This window comes from Microbacterium sp. 11MF, from assembly GCF_000383475.1.
Lineage (GTDB): Bacteria > Actinomycetota > Actinomycetes > Actinomycetales > Microbacteriaceae > Microbacterium > Microbacterium aquilitoris.
Map to the genome: position 1 here is coordinate 379,084 of NZ_KB911461.1, position 20,897 is coordinate 399,980.

Sequence of the window (20,897 nt, forward strand, 5' to 3'; positions counted from 1 at the left end):
GCCTCACTCGCGCGGCGGGATGCCCGCGGGGTAGAGGCCCCGCAGATTCGCCATCTCCTTCTTGTAGGTGAGCGCCTCGCTCATTCCCCACTTCTCGGCGAAGTCGAGTGACTGGCGGCCTTTGTCCTTGCCGGTGAAGTGCAGGACGAAATGCTCGAAGCCGCCCGCGACGAAGTGGCGCGGCCGGCAGTTGAAGGCGGTGTAGTCGAGTTGGGCGTAGAAGCCCTCGACCGCGAAATCCGGGTTCGTCATCATCTGGTAGACGAGCGCATCCTGATCTCCACCCGTCCAGTACCCGTAGACCGAGTCGTCCCACCACTCGCGCGCCTTGGCCAGATCGGTCGCGATGGTGGCGTCGATGAGCTTCCGGCCCAGCTCGGTGTTGCGGATCAGCATCGTGCCCGAACTCATCCAGGTCCAGAGGTCGGTGTCCTTCGGGCTCGCGCAGAAGATGATCGTCGCATCCGGATGCGCGTCGATGAAGCTCGTCAGGGTCGTCTTGCGGCCGGTGAAGAACGCGTCGTCGTCGATCCAGAAGAGCCAGTCGAACAGCGGCAGGAACTTCTTGATCTTGGCGAGCTTCAAGAAGAAGTTCTTGTGCTGAGCGGGTTCGGCCACCGGAGCGATGTCGAAGATGTAGGTGTACCCGTGGGCGCGCGCGTAGAGCTCGTGATTGACGTGCGCGTTCGTCCTCAAGCGGTCGCAGTAGCTGATGATCCCGACCCGCGGACCGGTTGGCTCGCTCATGGTCGGGATGTTACGGCACGGGTCGGAACGACCGCAGGCACTTGCGCTTCGCGGTGGCGCAGGGCATGTGGACGGATGCCGCCGGGTAGGATTCTCGTGCCTCACACCGCATACCGGCGCGCGCGCGTCAGACAGGTCTCGCTTTGTCTCTTCCCCCTGATGTCATCGTCTGTTCGTTCTTCACCGATGACGAGTACTACCGCGGATGGGCCAAGAAGCTCGAGGAGAACCTCGACGATCTGGGCATCGCGCACGTCTTGCGTGAGGTGCACAAGGAGCCCGGCCAGGACTGGGCTGACATCTGCCGCCAGAAGGTCGCCTTCCTCGACACCGTGTGCCGTGAGAACCCGGACGCGCGCGTGTTCTGGACGGATGTCGACTGCGAGATCCTCGACCTTCCCGCGTACGTCCGCAACTTCACGGCCGACATCATCGGCTTCCAGCATGGTTTCTCCCGCCCGATGGAGATCGGCTACAAAGCCGCCACTCGTTTCTGGGCGCCGAGCTTCATCGGCGTGAACACGACCCCGGCGGCCCGGAAGTTCGTCTCGGATGCCGCCGACTTCGAGCGCCTGTCGACGCTCAAGGCCACGGATGACTACTTCTTCGAGGAGTCCTGGCGCGCGAATGCGGACTCGCTCAGCTTCCAGGTGATCCCCGCCGGCGGCGTCCTGGGACGCGGTAACGGCGACGTCACCGCCTTCTACGCGTTCGGGTCGAGCGGCAACGTTCCGCAGTTCCGGAACCTGGTCGTGCAGCACACCGCTCCCGGAGCCAAGGCGGCTCCGACGTCCCGCGAGGCCGGCGCGATCGCCTGGAAGGTGCGCGTCAAGGTCGCCGCCTACCGGGCGCTCAAACAGGTCGACGCCGTCGTGACGCGGGTCGCGCCGCAGCGTGCGCCTCTCGTGCGCGACTGGGTCAAGCAGCATCCGCTCATCCACCGCATCCGTCCGATCACGCCTCCCAAGGCCGACAACCACCGTTCCCGCCTTCTTGCGCAGGCCGTGGCCGTCGGTCAGCGGGGCGACCTCGAGCGTTTGGACGCGATCGAACGTCGGCTGCACGCCGGTGGCATCCTCTCCGCTGCGGAAGCCGCCACCGTCGATGCGGCGAAGGCGTTCGCGTCGTACGCCACCTTCGGGTCCCCGGCCGCTGACTCGGCCGACACGACCGCGGCGGTGCCCCTCGTCTGGTGGCCCCGTCCCTTCCCCGGCAACTTCGGGGACTGGTTGAGCCCGCTCATCGTGGCGAGCGTCGCGAACACTCCGGTGGAGTTCGTGCCGGCGACGGGCAACGCGCGCAAACCGCATCTCGTCGGCCTCGGTTCGATCGCGAAGTTTGCGAACGAACACTCCGTCGTGGTGGGTTCCGGTGCGTCTGCGGGCGATGCGGAGCTCCACCCCGGGGCGCGGTACCACTCGCTCCGTGGTCCGCTGACCGCCGACATCCTCACCGCCCGCGGCGGTCCCGCCGTCACCACCTTCGGCGATCCCGGAGTGCTCCTGCGTCGCGTCCTGCCCATGGAGCGCCCCGAGACGAACGGCCGGCTGGCACTCGTCCGTCACTTCACCCACGCGACGCTCCCGGTGCGCCGGCCCGCCGGCCTCGATGAGATCAGCGTGCTCCAGTCCAGCCCCGAGAGTCTGCGGACGTTCATCGAGAAGCTGCACCAGTACGACGGCATCGTCACGAGCGCGATGCACGTCGCGATCGCGTGCCACAGCTACGGCATCCCGGTAGCGTTGATCGGGTTCGAAGGTGCGGCGAGCACCGTCGCCGGCGACGGGATGAAGTACCGCGACTACTCGCTCGGCGCGGGTCTCGAGCGGCTCTGGGAGCCCCAGCAGCTGATCCTCGACCTGCGCAACGTCGACCTTCGGTCGATGCTCGACTCCGAGTACGTCGCCGAGGAGAAACTCGACGAGGTCGAGGCAGCCATCAAGAACGCCGTCGCCGACTGGCGAGATATCGTCGCCTGAATGTTCCGGGACATCTTCGCGGCGTTCGCCCAGCAGTTCCCGCGCTGGCGGGAGCGGCGCATGATCATCGCGCTCCTCGTCCTGATGGCGATCCTGCCGGTTGGGGAGCTCCTCGTCCTGCAGGTGTTCTCGAACCTGCTGGTCGAGGCTTCGCAATCCCTTGCCGGGAAGCTCGGCACGGTGGTGCTCCTCCTGTCGCTCTTCCTCGCGGGGTTCGCGGTGACACGAGGACTCCAGCACGGCACGAAGTTCTGGCGTGTGCGCATCTTCCGCGCCGCCTTCGCCGACCTGCAGGACCGAACCGGAGCAGGCGCCGCGAACTGGCAGTGGGCGAGGGCCTTCGGAGTCTCGTCGATCATCGCCGACCTCATGCAGATCGTCGCGGTGCTGGGCGTGCTCTTCTACTTCGATCTCGTCATCGGAGGCGTGAGCGCCGTCCTGACGGTCGTCGTGATCATCCCCCTGTCCCTGCTGTACCGGCGTCAGCTACGGGTTCAGCTCGAGTTGATGGATGCGCCGGTGAAGCGCGTCGAGGCGCCCATCCGGGAGCGCATCTACTCCGGCGAGTTCGCCGCGATCGCGGCATCCGCCGGAAGTGGGATCGCCCTCGCGCTCGTCGTGCTCCGGATCTTCTCCGGCGGGCTCGATGTCGCCACGGCGATCGTGCTCGCCATGGCCCTGCGCATCTACTTCGGCCGCATCGCGGCGCTGTCTCCGACGTTCATGCGCTTCGCGCGTGACTCACTGCGTCACCAGCGGGACGTGGAGCGGTATCTCGCCCGAAACGGGGGCGCCGCGGATCCGGCTGCCGACGGCGATTTCGACAGCGATACCGACGCCGACCCGGATGCGGTCTCCGCTCCCGTCAGGGACGAGAAAGCCGAGAGCCGGCGTCGATCGGCTCTGGTCGGCCGGATCCTCCTCGAGGCGCAGCGGGGCGAGAGCGCCCGCTTCCACCGGGCCGCGTCGCAGCTCTGGTCGAACGGCGATGTGACCGTGCCGGAGCGTAACGCGATGCGAGGCGCCGAGGCCTTCCTGGCTTACGCGACCGCGTCCTCCGCCGAGGCGGTAGCCGACGATCCGGTTCCACTGTTCTGGTGGTCCAAGCCGTTCCCGGGTTCTTTCGACGAGTGGCTGAACCCCTATCTCCTGGGAGCATCGACAGGGCGGGCGGTGCGATTCGCTGCCGCGACGGGCGCGCAGGAGGTCCCGCCCCATCTCATGATGGGCGGGTCGCTCGCGTCCCATGCGCAGTCCCGCTCGATTCTCGTCGGAACCGGTGTGTCCAAACTCGAGGCCACCGTCGAGCCGACGGCCGAGTTCATCTCCCTCCGCGGACCGCTCACTCATCGCGTCGTCCGCCGCAACGGCGGCAGCGTCACCGACAGCTTCGGCGACCCCCGCCTTCTCCTCCGGCGCGTGCACCCGCTCACGCTCGGGGGCAACAACGGGCGGCTGGCCTTCGTGCGCAACCACTCGGATGCCGGCGTCCCCTACGTGCTCGCCGAGAACATGGATGAGATCTCCATCAGCGGTTCCGCTCCGGAACAGGTCGTCGGCCTCGTCGACCGACTCGCGACCTATCGCGGCGTCGTGACGACGAGCCTCGGCGTCCTCGTCGTCTGCCAGAGCTACGGCATCCCGAGTGCCCTCGCCTGTGAGGAAGAGAGCCGGCGGATCAAGCGTCTGGACATGGAGCTCCGTGACCACCTGCTGGGCTCGGGTGCAGAGGGGGACTGGGAGCTCCACAAGGTTCCCCTCGACCTCGGCCGCGTGCCGTGGTCGCGCCGCCTCGTCGGTGAGAGGATCGCCGACACCAAGCTGGACGAGATCTCGGCGGCGCTCGAGTTCGGACTGAGCCGGCAGGCCGAAGCGGTCGCTGACGCCCTCGAGCGCGAGCTCGCGGATCAAGAGCTCCCGGGCGATGGCTGACCGTCAGGGTCGTCGTCTTCGCGTCACGCAGCTGCTCGCCGACCCGAACCGGTCCGCTCGCCCCGTCGAGAACCCCTACACGTCGCTGCTCGTCTCCTCGTTGCCGGACGAACGGATCGAGACGCGGTACTTCGGATGGGCGGACGTGCTCACCTCGGACGCTGACGTGGTCCACATGCACTGGCCCGAGAACTCCCTCCGGCATCCGCGAACGGCTGTGCGTCTCCTCAAGCGCGCCCTGTTCCTGCTGTTCATCCTGCGCCTCCGGATGGGTCGGATCGCCGTCGTGCGGACGGTGCACAACGCGCGGCCGCACGAAGCGGGGGACCGCGGTGAGCGATGGATCCTCGGCCTGCTCGAGGCTCGGACGACGCTGTGGGTGACGCTCAACGACGTGACGCCGACGCCGGATCCCCGCAGGACGGTGGTCATCCCGCACGGGCACTATCGGGATCGGTTCGCCTCTCCGACGCCGGAGCCGCGGCGAGGGAATCTCGTCCACTTCGGGATGCTGAAGCCCTACAAGGGCGTTGATGAACTGATCAGCGCCTTCGCCGCCGTGCCCCACGAGCTCGATTACCGCCTGCACATCGTCGGGGAGAGTCACGACGGGCCGCTGACCGAGCGGGTGCGCGCGGCTTCGCGCCGCGATGAGCGGATGGACATCGACCTGCGGTTCGTCGACGAGACCGAACTGGCGGATGCCGTCGGTGCCGCGGAGATCGTCGTCCTGCCGTACCGCGCGATCGAGAACTCCGGCTCGGCGCTGCTCGCCCTGTCGCTGCATCGCCCTGTCATCCTCCCCGAGTCCCCTTCGACCCGGCTCCTGGAGGAGGAGTTCGGTGACGAGTGGGTCGGCCTCTACCGGGGACCTCTCACCGCCGAGACCCTCCAGCGCGCAGTCGAGGACCTCCGCGATCGACCGAGGGACGCCGCCGGCCCCGACATGTCGGAACGCGACTGGCCGCGCCTCGGCTCGCTGCTGGCCGATGCATACGACCGCGCTGCCGCATCGCTCAGGCGCCGGGCCTGATCACAGGCCGCCGACGAATGTGAGGATGGCGGCCACCTTCGCCGTCCACGAATGGGACTGGGCGAGTTGCGCGCCGGATCCGTTCGGCTCGCGCCTCTCCAGAGCCGCCTGCAGTGCGCTCTGGGCCTCCGCCTCGTCGGCGTAGGTGTAGACCCCGTTCGAGGGATCGGAGGCGATGACCGGAGTGCGACGCGAGACCACGTTCAGCCCGCTCGCGAGGTATTCGTACAGCTTCATGGGGCTGCGACCGGCGTTGCCGGGGTCATCGGACAGGGGCAGCAGGCCCACGCGGGCCGCCGCGAAGCGCGCGGGGAGCTCGTCGTAGGGGAGAGCGCCGAGGACGGCGACGTTGTCGGGGAGCGTCGGGGGCTCGCCGGTGAGCGGCCCGATCAGCTCGAACCGCACGTCACGGTGCGCACCGGCCCAGCGTGCCACCCGCCCCCAGTCGAATCGCCGGTCGAGGGCGCCGGCGTAGACGCACGTCTCGGCGCGGGTGCCGTTCGTCTCGGTGAACCGCGCCGTGTCGACACCATTGGGCACGACGATCGCGGGCACGCGCACGTCGCCGAGGCCCCGCAGCACCTCGACCGACGTCGCGATGACACCGTCCACGTGGTGGAGGGCGTCACGCTGCAGACCGGCCTTCATCCCGCGCGGGTACTCGTCGGTCGGGCGGTAGACGACGATGTCGGCGAGCTCTCGCACGGACTGGTGCCACATCAGCGGTTGGTCCACGAGGACGAGGTCGAACCGGTCGAGCCGGCGCCGTCGTAGTTCGGTGGCGACGGAGAAGGTGCCGATGCCCGCGGGGAGCAGGGTGCGCGGCACGATGTGTCGCACCCCCGAGGCATCCACTTCATCCGAGGGCGTTGCGCGCGCGCGACTGCGAGGGACGCGACCGAGCACGCGATGGACCATCGAGATCGGCGTCGAGAGGTGGACGACGTCGTGGCCGAGGCGGGCGAGTTCCGCAGCGAGGTGGTGGCTGCCGACGCGGAAGATCCCGTGGCTGTCGGTGTGGCTGACGAAGAGGATGCGCATGGGCTGATTCACGGCGTCTGTGCCGCCGATGTGCTCCAGAGGTCATCAGGGAACGCCTCGAGCAACGCCGCGGCATCCCACCCGCGGAGTGGAGGGGCAGGAGGTGTGTCGAGAGCGGCGCGCCAGTCGGATGCCGCGACGGGAAGCGCTCGGCCCGTCCCCGCGTAGTAGTCCTCGTACTTGAAAGCCGGCTCGGTGCTCGCGGCGACGAGGACGGCGGGGACGCCGAACGCCTCCGCGACGACGATCCCGTGGAGGGAGCTCGCGATCACCGACTCCGCCGATGCGATCTGCCGGACCTTCTCGAGCGCCGGTCCCCTCGGCGACAACGCCGTCGGGGGGAAGCGGTGCCGGTCGTGCAGATTGGGGACGAGGACGGTGCCGCCGGAGCCGCGCACGATGCCGAGCTCGTCGTCCGTCCACAGGTGGGGGAGGAGGAGAGCCGGGTCGCCGAACACCTCGCTCGAGCGGTTCCCTCCCTCACGCAGGCGGGCCGCGGTCAGCGGGCCGCGCACCGCGCGGACGTCGAGGTCCCTCGGGATCGGGGCGGGCTCCTTGACGTTCGCCCCGCTTCCCCAGACGACGTCGCCGGGGCGGGCGAGGTGCAGGATCGAGCCCACGGCGAGGATGCGGCGCAGCTCCGGCCGCTCCTCGAGTCCTCGCGATCGTGCGATGCGGGCCACGATCTCCGGGCCGAGCAGGTCGCCGAAATTGTTGACACGCGGACCCACGTGGATCCGTGCCGTCACCCGACCGGATCCGAGCTTCCGGCGAGGGTTCCAATACACGACGCGCGGCACGGTCCCTCATCTCGGTCGGCGAACGCCCCGAGCCTAGTCGACGGATGCCGCGCCCCCTCCGCCGGGCCGAGCGCAGCGATCCGCCGATTCGGTGAGGCCAGGGACATCTGTGAGGATGGGGGCCGACTGTAGACGTATCGAGAGGCTGCGACAGGTGCGGATCAAGAAGTGGCAACTTTTCGCGGGCGGTGCTGTCGTGCTCGCCGGTGGGCTCACGACGGCGATCATCGTCTCCAACTCCTTCGCCTCGAACGGCGTGGCGCCCACGACGCGGCCGACGGCCGAGGCGCAGCAGACGCCCACCCCGACACCGACTCCCGAGCCGCAGCCGGCACCGGAGCCGCAGTCCGCGCCGTCGTACGGTGATCTGGTCGGGTGGGATCAGGCAGGGACGACCACGGTCGCCCGGGTGCTGCCGCAGGTCGGCGATGCCGCGGCCGGGTCCGTCGCCGCGTACGTCGACGCTCCCGTGGTCGACAAGCAGACGACGGTCCTCCAGTCCGTCGCGAAGGTCGATGCGGGTGCGCAGTACACCTTCACGGCGCAGGTCCGCTCTGCCACGGCGTTCCCCGAGCCGGTCGACGCGAAGATCGTCGTCGGCGACACCGAGATCCCCCTCCCCGACATCAGTGCCGCATGGTCCGAGGTGACCGCGGACGTCCGCGTTCCCGCAGGCGCCGACACCGTGGCGGTGGGCCTCGTCGTCACCGGCCCGGTGCGCGGCCTCGGGCTCGACGCCGTCTCGCTCACTGCGGTGACCGGCGGATCGAACGCCGTCGCCAACGGCTCGTTCGAGGACGTCAAGACAGACGACCGCATCCTCAACCGCTCCCTCGTCCTGCCGGCGAGCCGACCCGTGCTGGCCGTCCGGCTGCCCGAGGGCGCCGCTTCCTGGAAGGCTTTGGATGCCGCCGGCAAGGTCGCCGCGTCCGGTAAGGCCGATCTCTCGAGCCCCATCAGCAGTGTCGACCTGACCGGCCTGCCTCAGGGGTACTACGACGTCTCGGTCGAAGCGGGCGGCACGTCGGTGTCGACGCTTCTCGGCGTCGTCGATTTCGACGGGGTCGAGATCGCGAAGGACGACCGGTTCGGGGTGGGCCTGCACGTCGAGAACGGGATCTACGCCGGCGCCGCCGACCTCGCGGCATCCCTCGGGATCGGGATGGCGCGCAACGACGTCCTCTGGCGCGACAACGAGACAACGAAGGGGAGATACGACTTCGCGGACCACTACGTCGACGGCTTCGCCCGCCTCCACGCGCACGACATCAAGGTGCTCGGCATCGTCAACTACGGCAACTGGCTCTACGGCAACGGGCAGGTTCCGGTGTCGGGCAACGCCATCGCCGCCTACGGCAAGTACGCGGCTGCGATCGCCGACCGCTTCGACCTGGTCGGGCTCGAGGTCTACAACGAGTTCAATCACGCCCGCTTCAACAAGTCCTCCTGCGGCACCTCGCCGCGCTGCTACGTGCCGCTGCTGAAGTCCGTGCATGACCAGGTCCGCAAGGTCGACCCGAAGCTCCCGATCATCGCGGGGGCGACGGCGCGGTACGAGTCGGACTGGTTCGACGGGCTGTGGCGCGCGGGCGGACTGAGGTACTCCGACGCCGTGAGCTTCCACCCGTACGAGGTCTCGAGCAAGCCCGAATCGCTCGCCGGCATCATCGACGAGGCGAACAGCAGCATGACGGCGAACGGCAAGACGACCCGACCGATCTGGATCACCGAACTCGGAAGCTCGTCGAAGACGGGCGGCCGCACGGTGTCCGCTCAGGCGGACTACCTGGTCCGGACCGCGACGACCGCCCTCGCCGGCGGAGCCGAGAAGTTCTTCTGGTACGACCTCATCAACGATGATCCGGATCCCGGCAAGCACGAGGGCAACTTCGGCATGTACTACCAGAAGAGCAAGGGCGTCGCGGCCCTCCAGCCCAAGCCGGTCGGCTACGCCCAGGCCCTGATGATCTCGCAGCTCCAGGGGCGTGCGTTCGCGGCATCCGAGTCGGTGGGCAAGGGCATCCAGTCGCACCGTTTCGGCGACGAGGCGAACGCGGTGCGCATCGTCTGGTCGCCCGCCGGCAAGGGCACGATGACGCTCAAGAGCGACGTCCCGGTGGCGGTGACGAACATGAACGGGGCCACCCGGTCGGTCGCGCCCGTCGACGGCGTCGTGACGATCCCCGTGAGCCCGCGCCCCCAGTTCGTCCAGACGAGCGCGGCGCCCGCCAACGCGACTCCGACGCCGACGCCGACGCCGACGGTCTCCCAGGCTCCCGCCGAATAGACTGTGACCCATGCCTCCTGAGACCCGTCGCGGCGCCCGCGAAGCGGCCGCCCGAGCTGCGGGAGACGCGTCGCCGTCGACCGATGCCTCCACCGAAGCCAAGCCCAAGGCCTCGCGTCGCCGAATCGTGGGCCGCGTGGTCCTCGGCCTCGTGATCGTCGTCCTGGGGCTCTCCGCGTGGTTGGCCGTGAAGGTCGTCATCGCGAAGAACGGCCTCGAGTCCGCGCAGGCGGCGGTCGCGTCCATTCAGAACGGCGGGCAGGTCTCCGAGGCCATTCCGCGGCTCTCCTCGGGCGCGGCGGATGCGGCGGGCGCTGCAGCCGACCCGGTCTGGCGCATGGCGGAGTTCCTCCCCTTCGCCGGCGACAACCTCCGCGGCGTGCGGCTGGCGTCCGAGACGCTCGACGTCTTCGCGAACGGCGTCGGTCGCCCGGTCTTCGCCATGCAGGATGACGGCAAGGGCAAGATCCTCGCCCGTGCGCTGCCGCTCATCGAGGCCGCAGCGCCGAAGCTCGACAAGCTCCGCGGCGAGCTGACGGGTGTCGCCGCTTCGGGCAGTCTCGTCGGTCCGGTGAAGGCCGGCGTCGAGCAGGTCGCAGAGGTGGCGGATGCCGCCGGGCCGCTGTTCGATCTCTTGCCCCGACTCCTCGGCTCGGACGAGAAGCAGAACTACCTGCTGGTGTTCCAGAACAACGCGGAAGCCCTGCCTCTGGGAGGAAGCTCCGCCTCGCAGACGCTCATCACCGCCGATGCCGGTGACCTCGCGATCGCCAACCAGGCCAGCAGCGCCTCCTTCGTCGAGGGGTCGTTCGTCGACATCGACCTGCCCGAGTCCGCGAAGACGCTCTACGGCAGCCGCTACGGCAGCTACATCAACCTCGCGCCGTCGCAGCCCGACTGGCCCGGGGCGGCCGCCATGGTCAAGGCGTTCTGGAACCGCGACATCGACGACACGCGGATCGACGGCGTCATCTCGGTGGACCCCGTCGCCCTGCAGCGCATCCTCCTCGCGACCGGCCCCATCGAGGTCGACGGGATCACCATCGATCACAACAACGCCGTGAAGACCCTCCTGAGCGACGTCTACAAGTGGTGGAACCCGTACGACGATCCCGACCTCAAGTCGGACGCCTTCTTCGCCGGTGTGGCGGGCTCCGTTTTCAGCAAGATCGCCAGTGGCGACTTCAACATCAAGGACATGGCCTGGGCCATGACCGAGAGCATCAACCGCGGCAGCATCCTCGCGTGGAGCAGCGATGCCGAGACGCAGAAGATCATCGGCGAATCGGGACGCCTGTCCGGCATCCTGCCGAAGGAGAACACCGCGCAGACGGTGAACGGCGTCTTCTTCCGCAACGTCTCCGCGTCGAAGATCGACTATTACACGAAGACGGCCGTCGAATCGACGCTCTCCTGTGCCGATGGGGTCACGACCCTCACGACCACCGCCAAGGTCTCGCTCGACATCACTCAGGGTGCAGCCGAGGATCTTCCGACGTACGTGCAGAGTCGCGCTCAGGGCGCGAAGTACTTCGGCACGCAGGTCTACATGTACGCGCCTCCGGGAATGGAGCTCGCCTCCACCGAGACCACCGGTGGTGCGTCCGCGTTCCGGCAGGGGAACGTCGACCTCGGTCGGGTCGTCGAGCCCTTCCAGGCCCGATTGACCCCCGGCGGGACCTTCACCGTCACTGCGACGTTCACGGGGAAGGGCGATTTCGGCCCCCTCGAGCTGTGGACCACCCCGATGATCCACGAAACGAAGACGACGGTCACCGACACGTGTCATTGAGCGGCTGAGCGGGTATTTCCAGCTGTTTGATAACATCCTCGGAGACCGGCACCCGTCCGTCGTCGAAGATGCGAGGCCTGCCGGAGGAGTGGACGTCGTCCGCGCCGTCGACAGGAAGGCTGACCTCCGTGATGCAGACCGCTCGCACTCCGGCGTGGGGTCACCGCACCGGTCGGTCGGGCGAAGGGTGCTCGTGCTGAGGCGGGCCGCGGAACGGCAGGGCACGCGCATCGGGCGGCGCCTCGGCCGGCGCCCGAGCAAGCCGTCGCTGGTCGTGCCCGCGCGTCGCTCCGCGCGTGATTGGCCGGCGCGGTTCAGCGGTCGCATCGCCTACAGCGATCTCGTCGTCATCGTCGCCGTGCTGTTGGCGTTCCGGTTCCTGGTCCTCCCCGATACGCAGCGGGACGTGACGTGGCCCAGTGGTCCGCAGATCCCGTACGACGTCGCCCTCGGTCTGATCGGGATCGTCTGGCTCGTGGCGTTGAGCGTCTTCGAGACGCGGGATCGCAACATCGTCGGTGCGGGCGAACAGGAATACCGCCGGTTGGTGAACGCGACGATCGCCGTGTTCGCGATCTTCGTGTCGGTCGCGTTCTTCCTGCGCATCGAGGTCTCGCGCGGTCTGTTCCTCGTCGCGATGCCGGTGGGTCTCGTGGCGCTCATCTTCTCGCGGTGGCTGTGGCGCATCTGGCTGCGACGTCAGCAGCGACGGTCGAAGTACGTCTACCGCGCGCTCGTCCTGGGAGAACCGGCGAAGGCGGCGATGATCATCCGCGCGATCCGGCGGGCGGACACCTCCGGCTTCGACATCGTGGGTGTCGTGACGAATGCGCGGGGTCGGCAGTCCATCGGCGACGTGCCGGTCGTCGGCGGATTCGCCCACGCGATGCAGGCGATGGATGCCACCGATGCCGACACGATCATCGTCGCGGAGGCGGACGAGGTCCACCCCGAGATGATGCGTCAGCTCGGATGGGATGTCGCGGACCGCAACGGCAACCTCGTCGTCGCTCCGGCGCTGACCGATGTGGCGGGCCCCCGCATCCATTCCCGCCCTGCGGCGGGTCTGCCGCTCGTGCACGTCGAGTTCCCCCGCCTCGAGGGCGTCCGTCGATTCGCCAAGCGGACGTTCGACCTGTTCGGCTCCGTGGCTCTCATCGTCGTCTTCTCCCCGGTCATGCTCGTCACCGCCGTGGCGATCCGGATGGAGACGCCGGGGCGCGTGCTCTACCGCCAGCCGCGGATCGGCCTGGGCGGCGACGAGTTCGGGATGCTGAAGTTCCGCTCGATGGTCGCGGACGCCGACGACCAGCTCGCAAGTCTGCTGGACATGCAGGGGACGAACGACAGTCCTCTGTTCAAGGTGGCCGACGACCCGCGCATCACGAAGGTCGGCCGCGTCATCCGCAAGCACTCGCTGGACGAGCTCCCGCAGCTGTTCAACGTCCTCGTCGGCACGATGAGTCTCGTCGGACCCCGCCCGCAGCGTGCCGCCGAGGTCGCGCTGTACGACGACGCCGCGCACCGCCGGCTGCGTGTGAAGCCCGGGATGAGCGGTCTGTGGCAGGTCAGTGGACGGTCCACCCTGTCGTGGGAGGACGCGCTGCGCCTCGACCTCTACTACGTCGAGAACTGGTCGTTCATGCAGGACCTGCAGATCCTGGTGCGCACGCTGACGGCTGTCATCGCGCCGGGCCGGACGGCTCACTGAGGCCGACGGGGGAGCGTACCCCGGTGCGCGACACGCCCGGGTTTGCGACACGCCCGGACGGCACGTAGACTGTACAGGTTCCACATTCCTGCGCTCTGCGCGGGATCACTGCCAGGGCAGTGCATAGGCGTGAAGCCTAGGCCGCGGGCAGCAGAACATCACATCCCCACACCCCATTCCGGAAACGGATCTGCACGCATGCGTGCGCGGGGACGGGATGCCGCAGGTAGCCCTGCGGACTGACATCAGAACAGCGGTGCCGATCACCTCGCCTCCGGGCGGGGAGAAGTGCCCGGCGCGTAAGCGCCCCGTGCGTCCAATGCCCCCGAGGTACGACGCGAGAAAGAGAGTGAGCAGACAATGGCGGGACAGAAGATCCGCATTCGCCTGAAGTCGTATGACCACGAGGTCATCGACTCGTCGGCACGCAAAATCGTCGACACCGTGACCCGTGCGGGCGCGACGGTCGTGGGCCCCGTGCCCCTTCCGACCGAGAAGAACGTGATCGCCGTGATCCGTTCGCCGCACAAGTACAAGGACAGCCGCGAGCACTTCGAGATGCGCACCCACAAGCGCCTTATCGACATCATCGACCCGACGCCCAAGGCCGTCGACTCGCTGATGCGTCTCGACCTCCCGGCCGACGTCAACATCGAGATCAAGCTCTGAGGTCGATCATCATGGCTGACATCAACTCCAAGGTTTCCAAGGGCCTGCTGGGCACCAAGCTCGGCATGACCCAGGTCTGGGACGAGAACGGCAAGGTCGTTCCCGTCACCGTCATCGAAGTCGCCCCCAACGTGGTGACCCAGGTGCGCACGCCCGAGCGCGACGGCTACAACGCCGTTCAGATCGCTTACGGCCAGATCGACCCCCGCAAGGTCAACAAGCCCCAGACGGCTCACTTCGACGCCGCTGGTGTGACCCCGCGCCGCCACCTCACCGAGGTGCGCACGGCGGATGCCGCTGACTACTCACTCGGTCAGGAGCTCACCGTCGACGCCACCTTCGAGGCCGGCCAGCTGGTCGACGTCGTCGGCACCAGCAAGGGCAAGGGCTTCGCCGGTGTCATGAAGCGTCACAACTTCAAGGGCGTCTCGGCTTCGCACGGTGCGCACCGCAACCACCGCAAGCCCGGCTCGATCGGCGCATCGTCGACCCCGAGCCGCGTCTTCAAGGGCATGCGCATGGCCGGCCGTATGGGTGGCGAGCGCGTGACCGTCCTCAACCTCACGGTGCACGCCGTCGACGCCGAGAAGGGTCTGCTGCTCGTCAAGGGCGCCGTCCCCGGTGCTCGTGGCCGCATCGTCTACGTCCGCAACGCAGTGAAGGGTGCCTGATCATGGCTGACTCGACTCTCGCGCTCGACGTCGTGAAGGCAGACGGCAAGAAGGCCGGCTCCGTGGAGCTGCCCGCCGCACTGTTCGACGTCAAGACGAACATCCCCCTCATCCACCAGGTCGTCGTCGCGCAGCTCGCGGCGGCTCGCCAGGGCACCCACTCGACCAAGCGTCGCGGTGAGGTCTCGGGCGCCGGCCGCAAGCCCTTCAAGCAGAAGGGCACCGGTAACGCCCGTCAGGGCTCGATCCGCGCGCCGCACATGACCGGTGGTGGCATCGTCCACGGACCGAAGCCGCGCAACTACTCGCAGCGCACCCCCAAGAAGATGGTCGCCGCCGCCCTCCTGGGTGCGCTCAGCGACCGGGCACGCGGTGGTCGTCTGCACGTTGTCGACTCGTTCGGCATCGAAGGCGCTCCCTCGACGAAGGCCGCTGTCGCGGTCCTCGGCCAGCTCGCGCCGACCAAGAACGTCATGGTCGTCATCACCCGTGATGACGAGCTGACCGTCAAGAGCGTCCGCAACCTCGCGTACGTCCACGTGCTGACGTTCGACCAGCTCAACGCCTACGACGTGCTCGTCTCCGACGACATCGTCTTCACCAAGGCCGCCTACGACGCGTTCGTCGCTGCGAAGGCCGGCGCCACCGAGGAGGTCTCGGCATGACCGCCGTCAACAAGGACCCGCGCGACATCATCCTGAAGCCGGTCGTCTCCGAGAAGAGCTACGGGCTCATCGACGAGGGCAAGTACACGTTCCTCGTGGACCCCCGCGCCACCAAGACCGAGATCAAGCTGGCCATCGAGAAGATCTTCGGTGTCAAGGTCGCGTCGGTGAACACGCTCAACCGCCCGGGCAAGGCCCGCCGCACCCGCTTCGGCACCGGTAAGCGCAAGGACACCAAGCGCGCCATCGTGAGCCTGAAGTCGGGCACCATCGACATCTTCACGGCCGTCGGCTGACAGCTGGGATAGAGGACTAGAGACATGGCTATTCGCAAGTACAAGCCCACGACCCCCGGTCGTCGCGGTTCGTCGGTCGCCGACTTCGCTGAGATCACGCGGTCGACGCCCGAGAAGTCGCTCCTTCGCCCGCTGGCGAAGACCGGTGGTCGCAACAACCAGGGCCGCATCACGACCCGTCACATCGGTGGTGGCCACAAGCGCCAGTACCGCGTCATCGACTTCCGTCGTAACGACAAGGACGGCGTCAACGCCAAGGTCGCTCACATCGAGTACGACCCCAACCGCACCGCACGCATCGCGCTGCTGCACTACTTCGACGGTGAGAAGCGTTACATCCTCGCCCCGAACAAGCTGTCGCAGGGTGACATCGTCGAGTCGGGTGCTGGCGCCGACATCAAGCCCGGCAACAACCTGCCGCTGCGCAACATCCCCACCGGTACCGTGATCCACGCGATCGAGCTCCGCCCCGGCGGCGGCGCGAAGATGGCGCGCTCGGCTGGTGCGTCCGTCCGCCTCGTGGCGAAGGACGGCCCCTACGCGCAGCTTCGTCTGCCCTCGGGTGAGATCCGCAACGTCGACGCACGTTGCCGCGCCACCATCGGTGAGGTCGGCAACGCCGAGCAGTCCAACATCAACTGGGGTAAGGCCGGCCGTAACCGCTGGAAGGGCATCCGCCCGACCGTGCGTGGTGTCGCCATGAACCCGGTCGACCACCCGCACGGTGGTGGTGAGGGTAAGACCTCCGGTGGACGTCACCCCGTCACTCCTTGGGGCCAGGCCGAGGGTCGTACCCGGCACCCCAACAAGGAAAGCGACAAGTTGATCGTTCGCCGTCGCAACGCCGGCAAGAAGCGGAAGTAGGAGTAGAGGAAGATGCCTCGCAGCCTTAAGAAGGGCCCCTTCGTCGACGAGCACCTGCTTCGCAAGGTCGTCTCGCAGAACGAAGCCGGTACCAAGAACGTCATCAAGACCTGGTCGCGCCGTTCGATGATCATCCCCGCCATGCTGGGACACACCATCGCCGTGCACGACGGACGCAAGCACATCCCCGTGTTCGTGTCCGAGACCATGGTCGGTCACAAGCTGGGCGAGTTCGCGCCCACCCGCACCTTCCGCGGCCACGAGAAGGACGACAAGAAGGGTCGTCGCCGCTAAGGCGGTGGCGCTCTCAGAGAGAGGAAGAGGAGGAGTAGTAATGGTGGAATCCATCGCACGCGTGAAGCACATCCGCGTGACCCCTCAGAAGGCTCGTCGTGTCGTCGCGCTCATCAAGGGCAAGCAGGCTCAGGAGGCTCTCGCCATCCTGAAGTTCGCTCCCCAGGGTGCCAGCGAGCCCATCTACAAGCTCGTGGCCGCCGCGGTCGCGAATGCTCGTGTGAAGGCCGACAAGGACAACGAGTTCCTGGACGATCAGGATCTGTACGTGAAGAACGCCTACGTGGACGAGGGCACGACGCTGAAGCGTTTCCAGCCCCGCGCCCAGGGTCGCGCGTTCCAGATCAAGAAGCGCACCAGCCACATCACCGTGGTGCTCTCGACCCCCGAGGTCGCTGACACCGCTGCGGCTGACACCAAGAAGGCGAGCAAGTAATGGGACAGAAGGTCAACCCGTACGGCTTCCGCCTCGGCATCACCACCGACCACGTGTCGCGCTGGTTCTCGGACTCCACCAAGCCCGGGCAGCGCTACGCCGACTACGTGGCCGAGGACGTCAAGATCCGTCGTCTCCTGACGACGTCGCTCGACCGTGCCGGCGTGAGCAACATCGAGATCGAGCGCACGCGTGACCGCGTCCGCGTCGACATCCACACCGCCCGTCCGGGCATCGTGATCGGCCGCCGCGGCGCCGAGGCCGAGCGCATCCGCGCCGACCTCGAGAAGCTCACGGGCAAGCAGATCCAGCTGAACATCCTCGAGGTCAAGAACCCCGAGGCCGACGCTCAGCTGGTCGCCCAGGGCATCGCCGAGCAGCTCTCCGCTCGTGTGGCTTTCCGCCGCGCGATGCGCAAGGGTCTGCAGGGCGCGCAGCGTGCCGGTGCCAAGGGTGTCCGCATCCAGGTCTCCGGTCGTCTCGGCGGCGCTGAGATGAGCCGGTCGGAGTTCTACCGCGAAGGCCGTGTGCCCCTGCACACGCTCCGCGCGAACATCGACTACGGCTTCTACGAGGCCAAGACCACCTTCGGCCGCATCGGCGTGAAGGTCTGGATCTACAAGGGCGACCTCACCAACAAGGAGCTCGCTCGCGAGCAGGCCAACGCACCGAAGTCCCGTCGTGATGACCGTGGCGGCGACCGCCGCCGTGGCCCGCGCAACGAGGCCCCCGTCGCAGAAGGAGCGTCAGCCTGATGCTTATTCCCCGCAAGGTCAAGTACCGCAAGCAGCACCACCCGAAGCGCGACGGCGCCGCCACCGGCGGCACCACGGTCAGCTTCGGTGAGTACGGCATCCAGGCGCTGACCCCCGCTTACGTGACGAACCGTCAGATCGAGTCCGCTCGTATCGCCATGACGCGTCACATCAAGCGTGGTGGAAAGGTGTGGATCAACATCTACCCCGACCGTCCGCTCACGAAGAAGCCGGCCGAAACCCGCATGGGTTCCGGTAAGGGTTCGCCCGAGTGGTGGGTCGCCAACGTCAAGCCGGGTCGCGTCCTCTTCGAGGTCGCGGGCGTCAACGAGGAACTCGCTCGTGAGGCCCTGACCCGTGCTATCCACAAGCTGCCGCTCAAGGCACGCATCATCAAGCGCGAGGAGGGCGACGCGTAATGGCTGTCGGCACCAAGACGCTCGCCCCGAGCGAGCTGGACACATTCGAAGACCAGCGCCTCGTGGAGGAGCTGCGCAAGGCCAAGGAAGAGCTGTTCAACCTGCGCTTCCAGTCGGCCACCGGCCAGCTCGAGAGCCACGGCCGCATCCGTGCGGTCAAGCGCGACATCGCGCGGCTCTACACCGTCATCCGCGAGCGGGAGCTCGGCATCCGTGCCACCCCCGCCCCGGTCGAGACGGCCACCAAGGCGAAGAAGAGCAAGGCCAAGAAGGCGGACGAGTCCGCTGAGGCCGCGAAGGAAGAGGCCGAGTGATGGCTAAGAAGGATGCCGCCGAGGCGACCGTGGCCGCTGGTCACGAGTCGTCCGAGCACGACGTCCGCGACGTCAACGCCCGTGGGTACCGCAAGGCCCGCCGTGGCTACGTCGTCAGCGACAAGATGGACAAGACGATCGTCGTCGAGGTCGAGGACCGCGTGAAGCACCCCCTCTACGGCAAGGTCATCCGCCGCACGTCCAAGGTGAAGGCTCACGACGAGCAGAACTCCGCGGGCATCGGTGACCTCGTCCTCATCAACGAGACCCGTCCGCTCAGCGCCACGAAGCGCTGGCGCCTGGTCGAGATTCTCGAGAAGGCGAAGTAACCCATGATCCAGAACGAGTCCCGCCTCAAGGTCGCTGACAACACCGGCGCCAAGGAAATCCTCACGATCCGCGTTCTCGGTGGTTCCAACCGCCGCTACGCCGGCGTGGGCGATGTCATCGTGGCGACCGTCAAGGACGCGATCCCGGGCGGCAACGTCAAGAAGGGCGACGTGGTCAAGGCTGTCGTCGTCCGCACCGTCAAGTCGACCCGTCGGCCCGACGGTTCGTACATCAAGTTCGACGAGAACGCCGCCGTCATCCTGAAGAACGACGGGGAGCCCCGCGGCACCCGCATCTTCGGCCCGGTCGGTCGTGAGCTTCGCGACAAGAAGTTCATGAAGATCGTCTCGCTGGCACCGGAGGTCATCTGATCATGGCGCACATCAAGAAGGGTGACCTGGTTCAGGTCATCAGCGGCCGCAAGCAGGACAAGGGCGGCGACCGCGGCAAGCAGGGCGAGGTCCTCGAGGTCCTCGTCGAGCAGAACCGCGTCGTCGTGCAGGGCGTGAACTACGTCACGAAGCACTCCCGTGTCGGTCAGTCGCAGCGCGGCACCAAGACGGGCGGCATCGAGACGATGGAAGCCCCGATCCACATCTCCAACGTGGCGCTGGTCGACCCGTCGACCAAGAAGCCGACCCGTGTCGGTCACCGCGTCGAGGAGCGGACCAAGGACGGCGTCAAGCGCACCGTCCGCGTCCGTTACGCCAAGAAGAGCGGCAAGGACCTCTGAACATGAGCAACGCAACTGCCGCGGCGGCTGGCAAGATCCAGCCCCGCCTGAAGCAGAAGTACCAGAGCGAGATCAAGAAGGCTCTGCAGGAGGAGTTCGGTTACGCGAACGTCATGCAGATCCCCGGTCTCGTCAAGGTCGTCGTCAACACCGGTGTCGGTGAGGCTGCGCGCGACAGCAAGGTGATCGATGGTGCGGTCGACGACCTCACCAAGATCACCGGCCAGAAGCCGGTCGTCACCAAGGCCCGCAAGTCCATCGCGCAGTTCAAGCTGCGTGAGGGCCAGGCCATCGGTGCCCACGTCACCCTTCGCGGTGACCGCGCGTGGGAGTTCGTCGACCGCCTCGTCAACCTGGCGCTGCCCCGCATCCGCGACTTCCGTGGACTCTCGGCTGCCCAGTTCGACGGCAACGGCAACTACACCTTCGGTCTCCAGGAGCAGTCCGTGTTCCACGAGATCAACCAGGACAAGATCGACCGCGTCCGCGGTTTCGACATCACGATCGTGACGACGGCCAAGACGGATGACGAGGGTCGGGCGCTGCTGAAGCACCTCGGCTTCCCGTTCAAGTCGGCCGACGCTCAGGCGTGATCCGATAAGATCGATCGTTCGGCCTCGGGGCGTGCTCCGGGGCCGAACGACTGCACAACTGAATATTGCTCATTCATAGAAGGTCGGCTGTCGTGTAACGGCAGTCGAAACCTCATGACTAAAGGAACACACTCATGACGATGACAGACCCGGTCGCAGACATGCTGACCCGTCTGCGCAACGCGAACTCCGCGCACCACGACTCCGTCGCGCTGCCGAGCTCGAAGCTCAAGACGCACATCGCCGAGATCCTCCAGCAGGAGGGCTACATCTCCGGCTGGGAGGTCTCCGACGCTCGTGTCGGCCAGACCCTCACCCTCACCCTCAAGTACGGCCCGAACCGCGAGCGGTCGATCGCCGGAATCAAGCGCGTCTCGAAGCCCGGCCTCCGCGTCTACGCGAAGTCGAACGAGCTTCCCAAGGTCCTCGGTGGCCTCGGTGTCGCGATCCTGTCCACCTCCTCTGGCCTCCTCACGGACCGCCAGGCCGAGCAGAAGGGCGTCGGCGGGGAAGTCCTCGCCTACGTGTGGTGATCT

24 protein-coding genes are annotated in these 20,897 nt (G+C 67.4%); 21 read left to right on the forward strand and 3 right to left on the reverse strand.

Annotation, left to right across the window (positions count from 1 at the left end):
* Positions 1 to 3: 3 nt before the first annotated feature.
* On the reverse strand, positions 4 to 747 hold the full coding sequence (locus tag H286_RS0113850) for a hypothetical protein (RefSeq protein WP_020098637.1): 744 nt from the start codon (positions 745 to 747) through the stop codon (positions 4 to 6).
* A gap of 143 nt (positions 748 to 890) precedes the next feature.
* On the opposite strand from H286_RS0113850, the gene H286_RS0113855 reads away from it, so the two are divergent.
* From H286_RS0113855 to H286_RS0113865, 3 genes are read left to right on the forward strand one after another with little or no spacing between them, the layout of a single operon-like run.
* The gene (locus H286_RS0113855; RefSeq protein ID WP_018187360.1) at positions 891 to 2,726 is read left to right on the forward strand and encodes a polysaccharide pyruvyl transferase family protein; all 1,836 of its coding nucleotides are present in this window, start codon (positions 891 to 893) and stop codon (positions 2,724 to 2,726) included.
* The gene (locus H286_RS0113860; RefSeq protein ID WP_020098638.1) at positions 2,727 to 4,658 is read left to right on the forward strand and encodes a hypothetical protein; all 1,932 of its coding nucleotides are present in this window, start codon (positions 2,727 to 2,729) and stop codon (positions 4,656 to 4,658) included.
* Positions 4,651 to 5,691: a glycosyltransferase gene (locus H286_RS0113865; protein ID WP_020098639.1), complete on the forward strand. Its 1,041-nt coding sequence runs from the start codon at positions 4,651 to 4,653 to the stop codon at positions 5,689 to 5,691. The genes H286_RS0113860 and H286_RS0113865 overlap by 8 nt, the downstream gene beginning before the upstream one ends.
* Here H286_RS0113865 and H286_RS0113870 read toward each other — a convergent pair whose 3' ends face one another.
* Positions 5,692 to 6,732 carry a glycosyltransferase family protein gene (locus H286_RS0113870; RefSeq protein ID WP_020098640.1) on the reverse strand — a complete coding sequence of 347 codons (1,041 nt, stop codon included), beginning with the start codon at positions 6,730 to 6,732 and terminating at the stop codon, positions 5,692 to 5,694. It abuts the gene before it with no gap.
* Between the two features lie 8 nt (positions 6,733 to 6,740).
* The gene (locus tag H286_RS0113875; protein WP_231370973.1) at positions 6,741 to 7,481 is read right to left on the reverse strand and encodes a polysaccharide pyruvyl transferase family protein; all 741 of its coding nucleotides are present in this window, start codon (positions 7,479 to 7,481) and stop codon (positions 6,741 to 6,743) included.
* Between the two features lie 205 nt (positions 7,482 to 7,686).
* On the opposite strand from H286_RS0113875, the gene H286_RS0113880 reads away from it, so the two are divergent.
* From H286_RS0113880 to rpsH, 18 genes are all read left to right on the forward strand, one after another.
* Positions 7,687 to 9,819: a cellulase family glycosylhydrolase gene (locus H286_RS0113880; protein WP_020098641.1), complete on the forward strand. Its 2,133-nt coding sequence runs from the start codon at positions 7,687 to 7,689 to the stop codon at positions 9,817 to 9,819.
* 10 nt (positions 9,820 to 9,829) lie between these two features.
* Positions 9,830 to 11,611, forward strand: coding sequence for a DUF4012 domain-containing protein (locus H286_RS0113885; RefSeq protein ID WP_018187354.1), 1,782 nt, complete (start codon positions 9,830 to 9,832; stop codon positions 11,609 to 11,611).
* Positions 11,612 to 11,804: 193 nt separating this feature from the next.
* A complete protein-coding gene (locus H286_RS0113890; protein WP_231370974.1) occupies positions 11,805 to 13,322 on the forward strand; it encodes a sugar transferase in 1,518 nt (505 codons plus the stop codon).
* A gap of 360 nt (positions 13,323 to 13,682) precedes the next feature.
* Positions 13,683 to 13,991: a 30S ribosomal protein S10 gene (gene rpsJ, locus H286_RS0113895; protein WP_018171443.1), complete on the forward strand. Its 309-nt coding sequence runs from the start codon at positions 13,683 to 13,685 to the stop codon at positions 13,989 to 13,991.
* A gap of 11 nt (positions 13,992 to 14,002) precedes the next feature.
* Positions 14,003 to 14,662 carry a 50S ribosomal protein L3 gene (gene rplC / locus H286_RS0113900; protein ID WP_018187352.1) on the forward strand — a complete coding sequence of 220 codons (660 nt, stop codon included), beginning with the start codon at positions 14,003 to 14,005 and terminating at the stop codon, positions 14,660 to 14,662.
* A 2-nt stretch (positions 14,663 to 14,664) separates the two neighbouring features.
* On the forward strand, positions 14,665 to 15,327 hold the full coding sequence (rplD, locus tag H286_RS0113905; RefSeq protein ID WP_018187351.1) for a 50S ribosomal protein L4: 663 nt from the start codon (positions 14,665 to 14,667) through the stop codon (positions 15,325 to 15,327).
* Positions 15,324 to 15,623, forward strand: coding sequence for a 50S ribosomal protein L23 (gene rplW, locus H286_RS0113910; RefSeq protein ID WP_018187350.1), 300 nt, complete (start codon positions 15,324 to 15,326; stop codon positions 15,621 to 15,623). Before rplD ends, rplW begins: the two co-directional genes overlap by 4 nt.
* A 24-nt stretch (positions 15,624 to 15,647) precedes the next feature.
* Entirely contained in the window at positions 15,648 to 16,487 is an 840-nt protein-coding gene (gene rplB / locus H286_RS0113915) for a 50S ribosomal protein L2 (protein WP_018187349.1), read from the forward strand.
* 12 nt (positions 16,488 to 16,499) lie between these two features.
* Positions 16,500 to 16,781, forward strand: coding sequence for a 30S ribosomal protein S19 (gene rpsS, locus H286_RS0113920; RefSeq protein ID WP_018187348.1), 282 nt, complete (start codon positions 16,500 to 16,502; stop codon positions 16,779 to 16,781).
* Positions 16,782 to 16,821: 40 nt separating this feature from the next.
* Positions 16,822 to 17,217, forward strand: a complete 396-nt coding sequence (gene rplV, locus H286_RS0113925) for a 50S ribosomal protein L22 (protein WP_018187347.1) — start codon at positions 16,822 to 16,824, stop codon at positions 17,215 to 17,217.
* The gene (gene rpsC, locus H286_RS0113930) at positions 17,217 to 17,972 is read left to right on the forward strand and encodes a 30S ribosomal protein S3 (protein WP_018187346.1); all 756 of its coding nucleotides are present in this window, start codon (positions 17,217 to 17,219) and stop codon (positions 17,970 to 17,972) included. Before rplV ends, rpsC begins: the two co-directional genes overlap by 1 nt.
* Positions 17,972 to 18,391 (forward strand): 50S ribosomal protein L16, encoded by a 420-nt coding sequence (gene rplP / locus H286_RS0113935; protein WP_018187345.1) that lies wholly within the window; start codon positions 17,972 to 17,974, stop codon positions 18,389 to 18,391. Before rpsC ends, rplP begins: the two co-directional genes overlap by 1 nt.
* Positions 18,391 to 18,705: a 50S ribosomal protein L29 gene (gene rpmC / locus H286_RS0113940; protein ID WP_018187344.1), complete on the forward strand. Its 315-nt coding sequence runs from the start codon at positions 18,391 to 18,393 to the stop codon at positions 18,703 to 18,705. The genes rplP and rpmC overlap by 1 nt, the downstream gene beginning before the upstream one ends.
* A complete protein-coding gene (gene rpsQ, locus H286_RS0113945) occupies positions 18,705 to 19,034 on the forward strand; it encodes a 30S ribosomal protein S17 (RefSeq protein ID WP_018187343.1) in 330 nt (109 codons plus the stop codon). The genes rpmC and rpsQ overlap by 1 nt, the downstream gene beginning before the upstream one ends.
* Positions 19,035 to 19,037: 3 nt before the next feature.
* Entirely contained in the window at positions 19,038 to 19,406 is a 369-nt protein-coding gene (gene rplN, locus H286_RS0113950) for a 50S ribosomal protein L14 (RefSeq protein WP_018187342.1), read from the forward strand.
* Between the two features lie 2 nt (positions 19,407 to 19,408).
* Positions 19,409 to 19,768 carry a 50S ribosomal protein L24 gene (rplX, locus tag H286_RS0113955; protein WP_018187341.1) on the forward strand — a complete coding sequence of 120 codons (360 nt, stop codon included), beginning with the start codon at positions 19,409 to 19,411 and terminating at the stop codon, positions 19,766 to 19,768.
* Between the two features lie 2 nt (positions 19,769 to 19,770).
* Complete coding sequence (gene rplE, locus H286_RS0113960; RefSeq protein ID WP_018187340.1) at positions 19,771 to 20,361, forward strand: 50S ribosomal protein L5; 591 nt, start codon at positions 19,771 to 19,773, stop codon at positions 20,359 to 20,361.
* Positions 20,362 to 20,495: 134 nt separating this feature from the next.
* Complete coding sequence (gene rpsH / locus H286_RS0113965; RefSeq protein ID WP_018187339.1) at positions 20,496 to 20,894, forward strand: 30S ribosomal protein S8; 399 nt, start codon at positions 20,496 to 20,498, stop codon at positions 20,892 to 20,894.
* The last annotated feature ends 3 nt before the right edge of the window (positions 20,895 to 20,897 follow it).